This window comes from Seonamhaeicola sp. MEBiC01930 (genome assembly GCF_045277075.1).
GTDB lineage: Bacteria > Bacteroidota > Bacteroidia > Flavobacteriales > Flavobacteriaceae > Seonamhaeicola.
In genome coordinates this window covers 54,653-72,453 of sequence record NZ_CP104270.1, presented here as the reverse complement: position 1 = coordinate 72,453, position 17,801 = coordinate 54,653, and the positions used below count along the sequence as shown (strand labels likewise).

The window sequence follows — 17,801 nt, the reverse complement described above, 5'->3', positions numbered from 1 at the left end:
TTTATGAGAGTTCTTCAGTTAGTAGATTCATTAGAGGTTGGTGGAACTGAACGTGTTGCTGTTAACATAGCAAATGCTTTATCTGATAAAATAGATAAATCCTTTTTATGTACCACACGAAAAGAAGGACTTTTAAGGTATAGTCTAAACGATAAAGTTGACTACCTGTTTCTTGAAAAGAAAAGGATTATAGATTTTAAAGCCATTAAAAAATTAAGGGGCTTTATAAAGTCAAAAGGAATAAATATCATTCATGCACATTCAAGTTCGTTTTTTTTGGCGACTTTAGTAAAGTTGTTTTACCCAAAGGTTAAAATTATTTGGCATGATCATTATGGCAATAGTGAGTATTTAAATGAGAGAAAGTTTAAAGTCTTAATTTTGTCATCAAATTTTTTTGTTCATGTTTTGAGCGTTAATGCAGTATTAAAAAATTGGGCTAAAACCAATTTAAAATGTGGCTATGTTGATTTTTTACCAAACTTTGCTATTCCAGATAAAAATAAACCAGAGACAGAATTAAAAGGAAGTGAAGGTAAACGAATTATTCATTTGGCTAATTTAAGACCTCAAAAAGATCATATAACGTTATTAAAGGCATTCAAAGAAGTAATTAAGATACATCCAGATTGGACATTACATTGTGTTGGTAAAAACTTTGAGGATGATTATAGCAAATCTGTAAAGAGTTTGGTTAATGAATTTAAGTTGAATAAAAGTGTGTTTTTTTATGGCAGCAGAGCAGATATTACAAATATTTTAAACAGAAGTAATATTGCCGTACTTTCATCAAAATCAGAAGGTTTACCAATAGCGTTGTTAGAATATGGTTGCTCAAAATTACCTGCTGTAGTAACTAATGTAGGCGATTGCAGTAAAGTTATTTCATCTGAAAACGAAGGGTTAATGGTCAATAAAGAAGATGTAGACGCATTAAAAGAAGCATTAATTAAATATATTAGCAACGAAAGATTTAGAACCTTAATGGGAAACAGTTTGTTTCAAAAGGTTAATACATCTTATTCAGAAAATGCAATAGTTAATAAATTAATAAACATATATAAGCTTCACATAAAATGAAGTTATCCCTATATTTTAAACTTTTAATTTTTCATGCTTTATTAGGTTTAGCTGTCTTTACTTTTAAACCCTTAGCTTCGATATACTTTTTATTTATAACGGTATTCTTCTTTTATAAGATTATTAAGGTTTCAATAAAAAGGAAGACATTTTATGTTTTATTGGCTTGTGCTTATATGGTTGGTATTGAAGTGTTTTTAAGGATGAATGGAGGAACTTTTTTTTATGAAGCCAGTAAATATTTAGTCATTTTATTTGTTTTAACTGGAATGATAAGCATTAGTTTTTCAAATAAAGCTTTAATATATGTTCTGTATCTATTATTGTTATTACCGGCTATTTTTGTGGCAGTTTCTGAAATGGGGTTTGAAACAGATATTCGTAGAGCTATAGCTTTTAATTTAAGTGGGCCTGTGTGTTTGGGGCTTGTGGCTATTTTTTGTTATCGAAGGAAAATAACTTTTAATCAAATTAAAATTATCTTATTAGGGTTTTTGTTACCCTTAATTAGTATGATGGTGTATTTGTTTTTATATACACCTGATATTAAATTGGTAATTACTGGAACAGCTTCAAATTTTGCAGCTTCAGGTGGTTTTGGGCCTAATCAGGTTGCTACCGTTTTGGGCTTAGGAATATTTGTTTTATCAGCGCGTTTTTTTATGTCTAAAGAAGGTCTGTTATTAAGATTTCTTGATTTAATCATTTTGGGGCTCATGGGGTTTAGGGCTATAGTAACCTTTAGTAGAGGAGGGGTTATTACTGCGTTTATTATGATTATGGGATTTTTGACATTTTATTACTTAAGGGTTAATGCAAAAAAGAAGCTCAATATTAGGCTGTCTGTTTTTCTCTTTTTAGGTGCAATCTTGTTTACATGGTTGGTGAGCTCAATGCAGACTAGCGGTTTTATTGATAAACGTTACGCTAATCAAGATGCGTCTGGTAAGACTAAAGAAGATGTAACCACGGGTAGAGCGGATTTATTAGCTTTTGAGTTCAAAGAGTTTATTGATAATCCTTTTTTTGGGATTGGAGTAGGAAAGGTTAAAGAGGTTCGTTACAATGAAACTGGAATAGTAGCAGCTTCACATAATGAGATGAGTCGTATTGTTGCGGAGCATGGCTTATTTGGTATCGTAGCATTTTTAATTTTACTAATTACTCCTCTAGTGTTACGCTTAAGAAACAAGACTAATATGTTTTTCTATTCGTTTTATGCCTTTTGGTTGTTAACAATAAATCACTCTGCAATGCGTATAGCTGCACCAGCTTTTGTTTATGGTTTATGTTTGTTAAATATAGTTTATGAAACATCATCAAATAAAAAAACACTGAGAAAACAAAAACTGCCTGTGTGATGTTACATGTGACATTTGAATAACAATAGTAATTAACACATGAAAAACCTTCTTTACATAGGAAACAAGTTACAGCAGGCCAATAAAACTGTAACAACCATTGAAACTTTAAGTGAAAACTTAAAACAAGTAAAATTTAATGTAGTTACGGCTTCAAATAAAAGGAGTAAGATAATTCGTTTATTAGACATGCTGTACCATATTGTAATTAATAGAAAAAAAACAGATTATGTTTTAATTGATACTTACAGTACTTTAAATTTTTACTATGCTTATTTATGTAGTAAATTATGCAGCACTTTTAATCTAAAATACATTCCTATCTTACATGGTGGAGAATTACCCAATAGGCTCAAGAAATCTCCTAGACTTTCTAATTTTATTTTTAAGAATGCCTATTTAAACGTTGCTCCCTCAAATTATTTGATGTCGCATTTTGAAAAAGAAGGCTATGAGAACTTAAAATATATACCAAATACAATTGAATTAAAAAATTATGCTTTTAATCAAAGATGCATAGACAAAATAAAACTTTTGTGGGTACGTTCATTTACAAATATTTATAATCCAACTTTAGCAATTAAAATTTTGAAAGCTTTAAAAGATGAAAACATTGAAGCAGAACTTTGTATGGTGGGGCCAGATAATGATGGAAGTTTAAAAGAAGCCCAAGTCTTGGCCAAAAAATTTAAAATCAATGTTAAATTTACTGGTATACTGCCAAAAAAGGAGTGGATAGAACTATCTAAACATTATAATGTTTTTATTAATACAACAAATGTAGATAATACCCCTGTTAGTGTTATAGAAGCCATGGCTTTAGGGTTACCAGTAATTTCTACAAATGTTGGAGGTTTACCTTTTTTGATTACTAATCAAGTTGAAGGCATGCTAGTAGCACCAAATGATGCAGGTGGGTTTGTTAGGGCAATAAAAAAACTAAGGAATGAATCTTTACTAACAGACCAAATGATAATTAATGCTAGAAAGAAAGTGGAATTATTTGATTGGCAAGAGGTAAAGCACCAATGGATTAAAATACTTTCTTAATGTACTGTGTCATTTAAACTTGCTATATTTACTACAAAAATTGCGCATTTCAATGGCCAAAACCAGTATACATTTTAATATATCTGAACGGAAAGTACTGCTGCGTATTTTTGATGTAATTTCCGTGCTTTTAGTACTTTATTTTGTTGGAAACACCTTTGAGTTTGATTACTTTAGGATAACTACAGAAAATTGGAAATGGGTACTTGTTCTTATTATTTATATTATAATCTTCGGGTCAATTTTTGAATTGTATGATCTGCAAAAATCTAGTAAAATTGAGAAAATCTCTACCAGTATCGTATTCACCGTATCAGTAACGGTTTTATTCTATTTATTGACACCTTTTTTCACTCCAGTCTTACCAGTTAATAGACTGCAAATAATATATTTTTATTTTGCAATATTACTTGCATTGGTTTTATGGAGATTATGCTATATCACGTTTATTGTATCGCCTCGCTTTTACAAAAAAGCTCTTATTATAGGTGAGGTTTCTAGTATCGAAAGTGTAATTGATGCTTTTAAAATTGCAGATCCTAATTATAAAATCATTGGTTTTGTTAATTGTGAACTGAACAAAAAAGAAAATGTTAAGTTTAAAGGAGTTAGAGAATATAAACCTAATCAATTAGGTCAAGTTGTAAAAGATGAAAATATTTCTGAAATAGTTGTTGCCAGCTATAATTCTGAAGCTATAACATATGAGATTTATTATGCCTTAATCTCACAGTTAGAAGATGGGGTGCCAATTAGAGAATATACTCAAGTTTATGAAGACTTAACTCAACGTATTCCGGTTCAATTTGTGGGGAAAGATTTTTACAAGTATTTCCCTTTTAGCCGTAGTAATCAAAACAAAATGTATTTGTTTTTTCATCGCCTTTTTGATGTTGTTATATCCATTTCAGGCCTTATTATTGGCGCCATATTTTTACCACTTATTTTATTTGGAAATGCCTGTGCTAACAGGGGGAAATTGTTTTACACTCAAAAGCGTATTGGTAAAAACGGAAAGCCATTTAAAATTATAAAATACAGGACCATGGTTAAAAATGCAGAGACCAACGGGGCTATTTGGGCTAAAAAAAATGATTCAAGAGTTACACCTTTTGGTAGGTTTTTAAGAAATACAAGATTGGATGAAATCCCGCAATTTATAAATATTTTAAAGGGAGAAATGAGTTTGATAGGTCCTAGACCAGAGCGCCCACATTTTGTTAAAGAGTTATCACAGATGCTTCCTTTTTATGAAACCAGACATATAGTAAAACCTGGTTTAACAGGTTGGGCACAAGTAAAAACAAGATATGGGGCTTCTGTTGATGATAGTTTATTAAAGCTTCAATACGATTTGTATTATATAAAGCATAGAAGTTTTTTGTTAGATATTAATATCCTAATCAAGACCTTAAGTACTATAATTTTCTTTAGAGGGCAGTAGTACTAAATAATTATTGAATAGAGACTATTGATTAAGGGTATAATATTTAACCAGAAAAATGTATCTCATTCCTAAAGCAATTAGCAACGGAATTAACCCAATTGCAAATACTTGAACACCGATAACCCAATGTAATGTCATAAGGCATAACATAATGATTAAAAACTTCAAATACTTTGTAAACCACTTTTTAGGTGTTTTTTTAAGAAGTTGACCAATCATTAAAATATTTAAAGCGAATGCCCATAGCAAATTATAGTTCTGGTGTGTACCAGTATGATCTGTAGCAAACCATAGCAATAGAATAAATAGCCCTATAAGGCCAGTAAAAGTAAAAAGGGCAATGTCTAACCAAAGTGTTCTTTTATTCCTTTTAAAGTCTTTATAGGTTATTAAAAGTATTATTAAGGCAATAATACCCAATATGAATAGCGGACTGCTGAAAAATGAATTTGAGGGTTTAGTTGGTCTTTGTGTAAAAATGCTGCTGCTATTCTTTACCAATTTGGTACCGTCTTTTTTAGTGCCTACTTCAAAGAAATTATAAATATTTTCAGGTAAAAACATATGCTCTTCAGGAGTGGCTAATCTATCGATTACAGACCCTAAAGCAACATCAATACCTAGGCTTCCCCAAGTGTTTCTATCAACATTGTCATAAATTAAATTTCTAAAAGTCTTCGCCTTGAAATTTTCAGGTGAATTGAATTCAATAGTATTATTGGTAGAAAATTGGGCTACATCTTTAATTCTTGTTGCACAATTATCAAAAAAGAACTCGTATAAATAGCTACGATTTTCAGGTTTGTAATTATTAATTAAATAATCATAGAGTTTTTGTTTTTCACTTTGCGATAAATTTAAAACCTGTTCTTTAACCGTTCTATTATAGTATGCATATATTTGGTAAAACCTGTTAAAATCATCTTTACTCAAAAGATAGTTTAGTTTACCTCTAGCAAATTTTAAATAGAAATTAGGTGCATTAAAATCATATTCACCATAACCATAAACCTTATCAAGTTTGTTATTGGGGTCTTTTATTCTAAATGCGCTATGGCCAAAAGCATCATTAAGAGATGAGCCAGGGCCAACAGTTAACACACTTATTTCTGCACTTTCTGATAATGTTAGTTGTTGCCCGTAAACAAATGAGGAAATAGTTAATAGAAGAAAAAGGATGTTTTTTGCCATTACCTAAAAATACTAAAATCTATCTTTAAAGAAAAGACGTTGGAATACAATGCCACACTTTGGTCACCAATATCAGTGAATGCATAATCTATTTGGATACCATTGTATTTAAAACCAACACCAAAACTTGGCTGAAAGGTGAGTTGCTCCGTATTATCTATTTGCAATTCATTTTGAAAATTACCCATACCAGCACGCAAATAAACCATATCAATATATCCAAACTCTAAACCTAAAGCGGGGTTTATACTAGCTACAGAAGTTGAAATAATATCATTGTTTTCTTCAAACCTTACATTTAAATTGGCAGCAGCCAGTAAGGTGTAATCATAATTAAATTCAAATAATTTTGAAATTCCTATTTGCAATTTAGGTATTGTAATTTCGGTTGTTTCTGGTAATTCTTGATTTTGCCCTTCAACGGCATCTCTTATAGTAGCAAATTGTTCCTCATCAATGGCCCAAGCATTAAAGGTTGTTGTAATATCTCTAGCCATAATGCCAAACTTCCAATTATTGTTAGTTTCAAATTGAATACCCGCGTCTAAACCAAAACCCCAAGAAGAAGCAAAATCTCCAATAACACGTCTGATTACTTTAGCATTAACACCATAACTTAAACCTTGCACTGGTAAATTACGTGCATAAGAGAACGTTAATCCGTAGTCAGCTGTAGAGAAAAGGCTAATTCTATCATAATTAATATTTCCTTGTTCATCAATTAATTGGGTGGTGTTTAAAATATCATCTACCGCAAATCTAATTAGAGAAATTCCAACAGCGCTTTGATTATCTAAAGGCATGGCGTAAGCAACGTAATCATAATTTGCAATGTTTGCAAAATAGCTGGAATGCATAAGAGCCAATTGATTGTCTTCTATAGCTAGAAGCCCCGCAGGATTCCAATAACCGGAGTTAACATCGGCCGTATGAGATGTAACTGCACTACTCATTCCTAATGCAGCTGCATCAACGCCAATATTCATAAACTCATTAGAATATTTTCTAGTGGTTTGAGCAAACATTAAAAGCGTTGTAAAACAAATAAGTGTTGTTATATAGGCTTTCAAAAGCAATTCTTTTATGCAAAGATGCACATATTTTACAAACTATAAACTTGAATTTATATTAGATATTGCTTCAGACTAAAATTGTTTGTTATTTTTACAAAAATTAAAATTCTTACATGAAGCGATATATTCCTAATGCACTTACATTATTGAATCTTTTTTGTGGAAGTATTGCTGTAATTTTTGCCGTTAATGACAACCTTGTTACTGCTTCTTTTTTTGTTTTTTTTGGTATTTTCTTTGACTTTTTTGATGGTTTTGCTGCCAGAAAATTAAATGTACAAAGTGAAATAGGATTACAATTAGATTCTTTAGCAGATGTGGTGACTAGTGGTTTGGTTCCCGGGATAATTATGTATAAGCTGTTAAGCCTTTCAATTGGAAGTTTTTCAGAATCTTTTGCTCCATTTTATGAGAGAACAGAGACAATGCTTTGGGTTGGTGGAAAAATATTAATCTTACCAATTCTTGGTTTAGCTATTACCCTCGCTTCGGCCTACAGATTAGCAAAATTTAATGTAGATACAGAACAACAATCATATTTCAAAGGTTTGCCAACTCCAGCTAATGCTTTATTAATTTTATCATTACCCTTAATTCTTGAGTTTCAAAACAGTGATGCTATAAATGCCATTATTTTGAATAAATGGTTTTTAATTGCTGTAACAATTTTAAGCTGTTGGCTACTAAATTCTGGTATAAAACTTTTTGCTCTAAAGTTTAAGAGTTGGGGATTTAAGGAAAATGCAACACGGTATATTTTTATAATGCTTTGTGCTGTTTTAATTATTGTACTTCAGTTTTCTGCTATTCCATTAGTCATTTTACTATATATAATCATGTCTGTTTTAGACAACATAACTTCCAAATAACAATTATTACATATGCTAGGAATTATTTTTACACTATTAATGCTTGTACTATTACAGGCGGTTTTAGGTTTTGACAATTTACTATACATTTCTTTAGAGTCTAAGAAAGCACCGCTACGTGACCAAAAACGAGTAAGGAAAGTAGGGATATTAATAGCCATTGGGTTAAGAATAGTATTGTTGTTTGTTTTGGTGTCTTTAATAGGATACTTTCAAGAGCCATTTTCGTTTTTAACTGGAGAAATTGATGGTATTGCTCATTTTGCTTTTAATGGCCATAGCTTAATTGTTTTAGCCGGAGGAGCATTTATTATCTATACTGCCATAAAAGAAATTTGGCATATGATTTCTACGCATGATTTAAGTCATGATGTTGAGGGAAATGACAAGGCTAAAGGTAAAAAGTCATCTAATGCGGTAATTGTGAGTATTGTATTAATGAACTTGGTTTTTTCTTTCGATTCTATTTTAGCCGCTATTGGGCTTACTAGTGAAATTGAGAACTCTAATACTGCGTTTGTTGTAATGGCCATAGCCATTGTTATTAGTGGGCTTTTAATGTTGTTTTTAGCAGATAGAATTTCAGTGTTTTTAGCCAAAAATAGAATGTATGAAGTACTTGGACTTTTTATCCTTTTTATTGTTGGTATTATGTTAGTAACAGAGGGCGGTCATTTAGCTCATTTAGAACTTTTCGGGAATCCAATTGAGGCTATGAGTAAAACAACATTCTATTTTGTTTTAACTATTTTGGTAATAACTGATGTTGTTCAAGGGCGTTATCAAAAGAAAATAATTGCACAAGAGGCTAGGGAAGAGCTAAGTAATAAGAAAGAAAACAAGCTTTAAAACCCCAAATATTTTAATTTATTAAGCACTATTCTTTTTAAGATTAATTAATTGTTGTGTTTAAAAAAATCACAATATTCTCAAAACTGATTATTCTTTTGAGATTTTACTGATAGAGTTAATATACTATTTCGGTTTAGTTTATTCAGTTACCGAATTTGGTTGGTTCATAATTTGTAAGTTATACTGTATAGGTATAATTAACAACTCACCTTAATTTAATATACACTCTTTAGATTACCTTTTAGTGAGGTCAGACCTTTATTGAATATGAATTAATAAATTATTTGAAAGAAGATATTGGTTTTGAAACTATACTTGATTATTTTTTAAATCTACTGAACCATGATTTTTTTTCTGTTTCTAAATCATATCCATATCCATATCCATATCCGTATCCATATCCTTTTTTAGCATCTGAACCGTTCAATACAAGTGTCATATTAGGAATTCTTTTTTCTTCATATAACCTCTTAGGGATATCTAAAAGTCTTTTGTCAATATAGTTGGCACGAACAAGGTAGATAAACAAATCTGCTTTTGATGCAATTTGCAAGGTATCCGTAACCATATTTATTGGAGCAGTGTCTACTATAACAAAATCATAATGTTGTTTTCCATAGTTTAGGACCTCATCAAATCTTCCATTAATTAATAATTCAGATGGGTTTGGCGGTACTATTCCAGACTGAATTAAATCAAAATTACCAAGTTCAGTAGTTTCTATGATCTCATTAATTTCGGTACTTTGATCAGCTAGAAATACTGTTAAACCTTTACTTGATGTTGTCATATCTAAATATTCGGCTACTTTGGGTTTACGTATATCAGCACCAATAAGTAATACTTTTTTACTAGACATGGCAAGAACCGATGCCAAATTAATAGCCACAAATGTTTTTCCCTCACCAGGGGTAGTGGACGTAATGTATATGGTTTTAGATTTTTCATTTAAGTTACCAAGCATAAAATTAACATTGGTTCTTAACATTCTAAAGGCTTCGGCTATACTTCCTCTATCAGTTCTTTTAATGATTTTGTTTTCACCAAAATTTTTTGGAATATCACCTATAATAGGGGCTTTTACAATATTTTCTAACTCTTTTTGGTTATGAACTTTGTTGTCTAGTAAAAAATATATAAAAATAATTACAAAGGGGATGATAAGGCCTAGAATTATCGCCAAGGCGTAAACTATTCTTGGTTTTGGACTAACTGGAGTATTGCTACCGTCTGCTGCATCAATAAGTTTGGCGTTAGGTGTGGTTACCGCCAAAGAGATGGAGTTTTCTTCCCTTTTTTGTAATAAGAAGAGGTATAAAGTTTCGATAATTTGTTGTTGACGTTTTATATCTCTAAATTGTCTTTCTTGTTTAGGAGCCGCCGTTATTCTGGCATTCATTTTTTGCTCTTGAGATTTTGCTTCTGTTAAGGCTATGCTTAACTTAGATTTTAAATTTGCTAACCCTTGCGAAATACCTTCTTGTAACTGTCCTAATTGGGTATCCAAATTTATAATAACGGGATTGTCCTTGCCAGAACTTTTTGCAATGCGCGTGCGCTCTAATAAAATAGAATTATACCGAGCACTACTTGAATTAATTGACACTTCTGTAATACCTAAATTTTCAGGAAGCAATTGATTCGAATTTTCAGATATATAAGATTCCATGTAACCAACCAGTTTAAGTTGTGTATTTAAATCTATTATTTGTTTTTCCAGCTCTGAGTTATTTTCCAAAATCATGCTGGCTTCTGAAGGTATATCCGTTATTTTATTAGTAGTTTTAAAGGCTTCTTCGCTAATATCAACTTTTGCCAACTCCTTTTCTATTAAAGACAGTCGTTCGTTAATAAATGCCTCTGTGTTATTCCCAATTAAACTTTTATATTCAACAGCATCTTTATTATATTGTTTTATTAGTTCATTAAGGATATCTTGGGATTTTAATTTTAATGCCCCCTGTAACGTTAGTTCTAAAATACTTGCATTTTTAAACAATAATTTTACTTCAATCTTATTTCTTAAACTTTCAACAACAGATTTAATTGGGTAAACCTTAACTAGGTATTCCAAATTTGGCTCCTTCTTTTGTATGTCATTAGGAGTAATAATCATATCGCTAAATTCTTGATTAATATTTTCTCCAAATCTATGTGTAGTGCCAGGTCGACCCTCAAGGTCAGATAACCTAAATTCTGTGTCAGAAATAATACTAATTACAAATTTTGAACTGGTTTTATAGAATGAAGAATCTTTTACAAAAAAAGATACTTTAAAAGGAAGTTCACTTTTATACACTTCAGCATTTCTAACTCTTCCTTGTGTATAATAGGCTATATTCAAATCCAAGTTTTTTACAACACGTTCCTTTAAACTGCGTGATTTTAGTATCCCTATCTCATTTTCAATATTTTTTTTATTGTTACCTGTTAAACCCAACTCCTCAAAGGCCGCCATTTCAGAAGGTAAACCACCGTTGGATTCGTCATCAATTAAAATGGATGCCGATACTTCATAAGTGTTCGGGGTATAACGCAAATAAATATAAGATCCTATAAAAGCTAAAAATAACCCTATGGCAAACCATTTCCAATAGTATAGATATTTTTCAATTTCAAGACGAATGTTCGTGGATTCCTCTTCAATAATTATGAAATCTGATGGCTTATCTTTTTGTATCATTAATAGGTTATTTTATAAAAAAAGTTAGCATGGCTATAAGAACGGATACCGAAGAAATAATTACACCAGTATTAGGGCCAACAGCAGAAGCGTTTACCTTTGCTTTATTGGGAGCAACATAAATGACATCATTTTGTTTCAAAATAAAATACGGTGAATCCAAAATATTTTTATCGGTTAAATCTAATTCGATTAATTTCTTTTTATTTCCTTCTTCCCATCTAATCAACCGAACAGATTCTCTTTTTCCATAAACAGTTAAATCTCCAGCCAATGAAATAGCCTCAATTATAGACATGCGTTCATTTAGTACTTGAAAGGTTCCTGGATTGTTTACCTCTCCCAATACAGAAACTCTAAAGTTTCTAAAACGAATATTGATGATGGGGTTATTAATATGGTTTAAAAGTAAATCCTCTAATCTCTTTGTTAATTGTTTTGTAGTTAGTCCTGCAACTTCTATTTTTCCCAAAACGGGAAAATTAATTATTCCATCTATATTTACTAAATAGGGTATAGGGGTACTATTTGCAACATTATTACCAATAATAGGTGATTGATATAAATTGAAGGGAATTGCAGCCTCAGCATTTGTGGCAGTGATGTTTATATATAACAAATCACCTGTTTGAATTTTAGCTTCAAAAGGTATTGATGATTTATTTATAGAAGTCCCTTCAAGTTCTTGAAAGTATTCTATTTTTTTTGTAGAAACGCAAGAACTAGCTAAAATTATAAAATTTAACAAAAGCAGGAATTGTAATTTTCTTTTTTTCATTTTTTATTTAGAGTCATTTAATATTGTTGTTTGTTTTTTAGCGACTCGTTTGCTTAAGCTAAAAAAAACAGCCAAAAATAAACTAAAAATGGTTAGGAAAATAACCATCATTTGAAAACTATTGGTATGAGATGCTAAGAAAATAATAAGAACTGCTAATATGTAATTTAGTAGTCCCAATATCATAGCAATTTTATAATGAGCAAAACCAAGATTAATTAGAACATGGTGTATATGGTTTCTGTCAGCTTCAAAAGGGCTTTTACCTTGTATTAACCTTACACCAATTACACGCATCATATCGAATAAAGGAACCGCAATGATTCCAGCGATAATAAACAATTTATTTTCCAGTTTAAAGGTCAAATGTGTAAATAACGAAGCCTCCATGGTCAAAAATTTTAAGCTTAAAATAGCTATACAGAATCCAATAATTAAGGATCCAGTATCTCCCATAAAGATTTTTTTTCTATGCGAAAAATTATAGCGCATATAAGCGAATAAAATACCAATAATGCTAAGACTTATTAAAAAGTAAAAGTTTAATCCTAGAGTAAAAAAAACAAGTCCAAACATGGTGAAAATTGTAATACCTATGGTGGATGCTAGACCATCAACACCGTCAATTAAATTATAAGCATTTATAATGGTTAAAATAATTATTATATGTACAATATCCATTAAAAGTGTTGGAGCTTCATTGAAACCTAAAAAACCATCAAAAGATGTAACATGATAACCACTATGAAAAAACATAATAGTTATGGCAAGTATTTCTACCAAAAGTCTAGCTCTAGGCGTTGAAACAGCCAAATCATCTTTTAATCCAATTATAAAAATAACTGTAAGTGCAGCAACAAAATTTAATCCAATGTTGTCGTCATCAAAATGTTTAATAAAAAAAATAGCTAATATTAATACCACAAAAAAAGAAAGTCCTCCCATGGATGGTGTAGACTCCACATGGGAACTGCGTTCTATAGGTGCTTCGGTTAAATTATGATGATTCACCATGAAGATAATTTTAGGAATCAAATAATAAACTAATAAAAACGAACCGACTACTATAAGTATTGATACTATGGTTATATTAGATAGAATTTCCTCTTTCATATATTAAAAATCAGTCTAAAATTTCTTCATGTATTTGGCATTAATCATATCTCTTAAAAATAACGGAGTAGAAATGAAATTTCTTCTCCATAAACGTCTAGGCTCCTTTATTAATCTCGGTAACCATTCCAAGCCTAATTTTATCCAAATCGCACCTGATCGTTTTACGGTGCCGGCATAGAAATCAAATACAGCCCCTATACTAACAATTAAATTTGTTTCAATTTTGTTATTATGCGAAAATACCCATTTTTCTTGTTTTGGAGCAGTCATTCCAACAAAAAGAATATCTGGCTTTAATAGATTTATTTCATTAATCATTATAGACGTGTCCTCTTTGGAGAAGCTAGCTTTAAAAGGGGGAGAAAAAGTATGTACTTTAATATTTGGGTAATCTTTTTGAATTCTTTTTTCTATTAATGATAAAGTATTGGCTGAAGCCCCTAAATAAAAAACTTTTAATCCTTTCTTATTGGCCTCTTTTAAAAGATGCTCATGAATATCAGCACCAGCAATTTTAGTTATTCTTTTACCATATAATATTCTTGTGGCCAATACAATACCTTGTCCATCTGGCAGTAGAATATCTGAGCACTTTAATGCCTCCTTAAAACTAGGATCCTTTTTTGCCTCACAATAACTATGTGGATTAATGGTATTAATGATTCTAACATGGTCTAAATCAATATCTTTTAAGGATTTATCAAATACGTTAAACTCTTGTAACATAAATAAACTTTTTTAGTGCTTTTGAATATAATTGATAAGTTCTTTGGTTATAAGCTTTTGTCCTTTGGGGTTGAGATGTATGGGGTCATAAAAAATACTATAATTATGCGACCAAGGTTCTTGAAAACTAAGAAATGTCACGTTGTCTAAATTGTTTGATACCTCGTTTATTATTTCAATGGTTTCTTGATATTTTGTTTCTTGAACATCACTTAAAATATCAATAGTTGGGAGATACAACAATATTACATTAATCTTTTTTTCTGACAATAAGATCATAGATTCTTTAAAAATCTTAATATTCTCTGGGCCGTTATTAATTTTTCTATAAGTATTTTGCTCAATTTGTTTTTCTAACCTTTGCAAATCAATAGTTCCAAATTTAAGATTATCCCATTTTCCTAAAAAACCTCGAATGGAACCACCCAGCAACTGTTCATTAAAACGGGAGGTTTTTATGAACTTTTTTGTTAAGTAATCGCCTAGATCAGTTTTTTTATAAATATAACTATCTATCTTATTGTTATCCATAAAAGGATAAAACAGTTTAAACGAATTCTTACTTAAACCCTCTCCAGAAAATGACCAAGCGTCAACACCATAAATTATGGTTTCTATTCCTTGATTTTCTTCAAGCAATTGTTCAATCATTAATTTACGGTCACTTACATTGACACCTTCTCTGGTATACTTTGCCACATTGACGTTAAGTTCTTTTTCTAACTGTATTTTATCAACTCCAAGCATTAAATGAGAATGGCCTATAAGCGCTATTTCAGATTTTTCCCTTAAACCATAATACTTGTTTAAACCGGTCAATAAAGCACTATTTATTAGAAAATCGAAAAAAAAGAATGTCAATAAAAATACAGCAACAGTTAGAGCAAGTGAGCCTTTAAATTTTGATAATACTACTCTAAACATATTAATGTATTTGAATGGTTCTATTAGAATTGAAAATAAATAAATGAATTAGAACTGATTCCCAATAAGGAAATACCTAATAATAGAATTACATACCAAATAAACTCTACAGATGGGTGCATTTTTGATTTTGAAAAATACAATGAAAATATACCTTTATATTGCAAGATTTGCACCACTACCAAAATTAGTATTACTACAATTGAAAGTGCAAATGTAATCAATGACGCTCCAAAATAGAAAGGTTCATTCCAAGAATTAAATATTTTGTTTGAAATTAAAAAGGCATCTGAAATGGAATTAGACCTAAAAAAGATCCAGGCATAGGAGACTAATGTAAAAACAGATAACACCTTAAATACGTTATAAATCTTGGTTTTCTTTATGTTATAAATATGTAACATATTAAGTGTTTTATCCCCCCAATTTTCAAAAAAATAGAACAATGCATGTAAGAGTCCCCATGCGATAAATGTCCAGTTTGCACCATGCCAAAAACCGCTTACTAGGAAAACTACCAAAATATTTATGAGCCATCTTTTATAGTTTACTCGGTTTCCACCGAGTGGTCTATATAAATAATCTCCAAACCAAGTTGATAATGAAATATGCCATCTTTTCCAAAAGTCGGAAATTGAGGATGCAAAATAAGGTAAATTGAAATTCTGCATAAGATTAAAACCTAATATACGAGCCGTACCAATAGCCATATCAGAATAGCCACTAAAATCACAATAAATCTGAACCGCAAAAAATAGGGTAGCTAATATTAAAGTGGGACCTGAATACAATTCTGGAGATTCATAAATTCTATCCACATAAATGGAAAGTCGGTCTGCAATGACAACCTTTTTAAATAAACCCCAAATAAAAAGTTTAGAGCCTTCTATAAAGAAACTTTTATTAAATGTATGCTTCTTTCTAAATTGATGTAATAAATTAGAAGATCTTTCGATTGGACCAGCCACTAATTGGGGAAAAAATGCCACAAAAACACTAAAATTCACTATGTTTTTCTCAACTTGTGTCCGGTTATAGTAGACGTCTAGTGAATAACTCAAAGCCTGAAAGGTGAAAAACGAAATTCCAACAGGAAGAATTACCTTAAAATAAGAAAATGAAGTTTCATAATTAATCAGCTTAAAAAGAGAGTTTATGTTTCCTACAAAAAAGTTTGCGTATTTAAAATAAACTAGTGGGATTACGGAAAATATTAAAGCTAAATACAACCATCTACGCTTTTCTTTGATACTATTTGATGAGCCTATTTTTTTTCCAGAAAAATAGTTAATAAGTGTTACAACTAGCATAATTATGGCAAAGTCCCACCGCCATGCCATATAAAATAAATAGGAACTTATTAAAAGTAAAACAGCTCTGTATTTGTGTGCTATGGAAAAATAAAGAACACATGTAAAAAAAAATAGAATTATAAACTCCCAGGAATTAAATAACATAACGCTTACTTACTACTTTTTAATGATGAATTTGTATACGTTCATGAGCTCTTTATAAATAATGGTATCGTTATAAGCAACCTTAGCCTTTTCCTTACCCATTAGCCCCATCTTTTTACACTTTAAATCATCCTTATATAAATTTTCAATGGCATTTTTTAATTGAACCGTATTCCCAGGTTCAACTAGCAGTCCATTTATATCATGCTCTATAATAGATTGCATAGCCCCTATATTAGATGTTATTACAGGTTTACCATGTTGCATGGCTCTAGTTATTACATTTGGGAAACCTTCATACCATTTACTCGGGACTACCACAATTTTTGACTTTTGATAAAAAGAATCATATTCTTTACCACTTAAAAAGCCTGTCCACAATACATTTGACGGTGACACTTTTTTTAAATCTTCTAAACTGGGGTCTACTGCTCCAACCACAGCAAAGTTAAGCATTGGTAGAGCTGTTGCCACCTCTATAAATTCTACGATTCCTTTTTCTGTACTGGCACGACCGATAAAGGAAACGTACTCACCAACATCTATTATTTCGTTAGTTTTTAAGGCGGGAGTTAAGCCAGGTATTACAAATAATTTTGAACTAGGAATTCCATTTTCTATAAATTTATTTTTTTGAAAATCAGACTGTACAATATAGGCATCCATATTTTTTGGCAACTTCCATAAAGTCCTTGCACAAAAATTACGCAATGCATATCCCAAACTTTTAAATCTGCTTTTTTCACAGTTTTTTATAACAGCGTTAAGCTCCTTTAATCCCTTTAAGCATTTTTCACAAACTTCATTTTTTTCATCTAAATGCAACCCTGTAGGACAGAACAATCTGTAATTAGGACAGCGCATAACAACCGGAATATTTAGCCTATTAATCATCTTTAGTATTGCAGGAGATATAAAAGGGTAGACGTTCTGTACTTGTATAATATCTGGTTTAAATTCTAGAATCTTAATTTTAAGCTCTCTAACGGCTCTAGGGTTATAAATTCCAGAGCAGAAAGCTAATATTTTCATTAAAAAAGAATCTTGAATAACATCAGAACTTTTTCTAAACCACTCTACCGTATGATTGTTACTTTCTAAAAGATCTGCTAAACCTTGTGATGCATGTTCTTCACCACTATTATTACTACCATAATTATTATGAACAAAGAGTATTTTCATTTAATTGATTAT

At 30.7% G+C, this 17,801-nt stretch carries 15 protein-coding genes; 6 read left to right on the top strand and 9 right to left on the bottom strand.

Annotated elements, in window-relative coordinates; all coding sequences use genetic code 11:
* Positions 1-3: 3 nt before the first annotated feature.
* From N1F78_RS00350 to N1F78_RS00335, 4 genes are read left to right on the top strand one after another with little or no spacing between them, the layout of a single operon-like run.
* Positions 4-1,080 carry a glycosyltransferase family 4 protein gene (locus N1F78_RS00350; protein WP_406684214.1) on the top strand — a complete coding sequence of 359 codons (1,077 nt, stop codon included), beginning with the start codon at positions 4-6 and terminating at the stop codon, positions 1,078-1,080.
* The gene (locus tag N1F78_RS00345) at positions 1,077-2,441 is read left to right on the top strand and encodes an O-antigen ligase family protein (protein WP_406684213.1); all 1,365 of its coding nucleotides are present in this window, start codon (positions 1,077-1,079) and stop codon (positions 2,439-2,441) included. Before N1F78_RS00350 ends, N1F78_RS00345 begins: the two co-directional genes overlap by 4 nt.
* A gap of 39 nt (positions 2,442-2,480) precedes the next feature.
* On the top strand, positions 2,481-3,491 hold the full coding sequence (locus N1F78_RS00340; protein ID WP_406684212.1) for a glycosyltransferase family 4 protein: 1,011 nt from the start codon (positions 2,481-2,483) through the stop codon (positions 3,489-3,491).
* Between the two features lie 52 nt (positions 3,492-3,543).
* Positions 3,544-4,935: a sugar transferase gene (locus N1F78_RS00335; protein WP_406684211.1), complete on the top strand. Its 1,392-nt coding sequence runs from the start codon at positions 3,544-3,546 to the stop codon at positions 4,933-4,935.
* A 24-nt stretch (positions 4,936-4,959) separates the two neighbouring features.
* Here N1F78_RS00335 and N1F78_RS00330 read toward each other — a convergent pair whose 3' ends face one another.
* Together N1F78_RS00330 and N1F78_RS00325 are read right to left on the bottom strand one after the other, a co-directional pair.
* Entirely contained in the window at positions 4,960-6,129 is a 1,170-nt protein-coding gene (locus N1F78_RS00330; protein WP_406684210.1) for a DUF4105 domain-containing protein, read from the bottom strand.
* Complete coding sequence (locus N1F78_RS00325) at positions 6,129-7,199, bottom strand: PorV/PorQ family protein (RefSeq protein WP_406684209.1); 1,071 nt, start codon at positions 7,197-7,199, stop codon at positions 6,129-6,131. The genes N1F78_RS00330 and N1F78_RS00325 overlap by 1 nt, the downstream gene beginning before the upstream one ends.
* 116 nt (positions 7,200-7,315) lie before the next feature.
* Between N1F78_RS00325 and N1F78_RS00320 the strand changes: the two genes are divergently transcribed.
* Both N1F78_RS00320 and N1F78_RS00315 read left to right on the top strand, forming a co-directional pair.
* Complete coding sequence (locus N1F78_RS00320; protein ID WP_406684208.1) at positions 7,316-8,071, top strand: CDP-alcohol phosphatidyltransferase family protein; 756 nt, start codon at positions 7,316-7,318, stop codon at positions 8,069-8,071.
* Between the two features lie 12 nt (positions 8,072-8,083).
* Positions 8,084-8,920, top strand: coding sequence for a TerC family protein (locus N1F78_RS00315; protein ID WP_406684207.1), 837 nt, complete (start codon positions 8,084-8,086; stop codon positions 8,918-8,920).
* A gap of 322 nt (positions 8,921-9,242) precedes the next feature.
* Here the strand turns inward: N1F78_RS00315 and N1F78_RS00310 are convergent, their stop codons facing one another.
* From N1F78_RS00310 to N1F78_RS00280, 7 genes are all read right to left on the bottom strand, one after another.
* Positions 9,243-11,606, bottom strand: coding sequence for a GumC family protein (locus N1F78_RS00310; protein WP_406684206.1), 2,364 nt, complete (start codon positions 11,604-11,606; stop codon positions 9,243-9,245).
* A 7-nt stretch (positions 11,607-11,613) separates the two neighbouring features.
* Complete coding sequence (locus N1F78_RS00305) at positions 11,614-12,384, bottom strand: polysaccharide biosynthesis/export family protein (protein ID WP_406684205.1); 771 nt, start codon at positions 12,382-12,384, stop codon at positions 11,614-11,616.
* A gap of 3 nt (positions 12,385-12,387) precedes the next feature.
* Positions 12,388-13,497, bottom strand: a complete 1,110-nt coding sequence (locus N1F78_RS00300; RefSeq protein ID WP_406684204.1) for an MraY family glycosyltransferase — start codon at positions 13,495-13,497, stop codon at positions 12,388-12,390.
* A gap of 15 nt (positions 13,498-13,512) precedes the next feature.
* Positions 13,513-14,226 (bottom strand): WecB/TagA/CpsF family glycosyltransferase, encoded by a 714-nt coding sequence (locus N1F78_RS00295; RefSeq protein WP_406684203.1) that lies wholly within the window; start codon positions 14,224-14,226, stop codon positions 13,513-13,515.
* Positions 14,227-14,238: 12 nt separating this feature from the next.
* Positions 14,239-15,150 carry a hypothetical protein gene (locus N1F78_RS00290; protein WP_406684202.1) on the bottom strand — a complete coding sequence of 304 codons (912 nt, stop codon included), beginning with the start codon at positions 15,148-15,150 and terminating at the stop codon, positions 14,239-14,241.
* Positions 15,151-15,173: 23 nt separating this feature from the next.
* On the bottom strand, positions 15,174-16,460 hold the full coding sequence (locus tag N1F78_RS00285; RefSeq protein WP_406684201.1) for an MBOAT family O-acyltransferase: 1,287 nt from the start codon (positions 16,458-16,460) through the stop codon (positions 15,174-15,176).
* Positions 16,461-16,619: 159 nt separating this feature from the next.
* A complete protein-coding gene (locus N1F78_RS00280; RefSeq protein ID WP_406684200.1) occupies positions 16,620-17,789 on the bottom strand; it encodes a glycosyltransferase family 4 protein in 1,170 nt (389 codons plus the stop codon).
* Positions 17,790-17,801 lie beyond the last annotated feature (12 nt).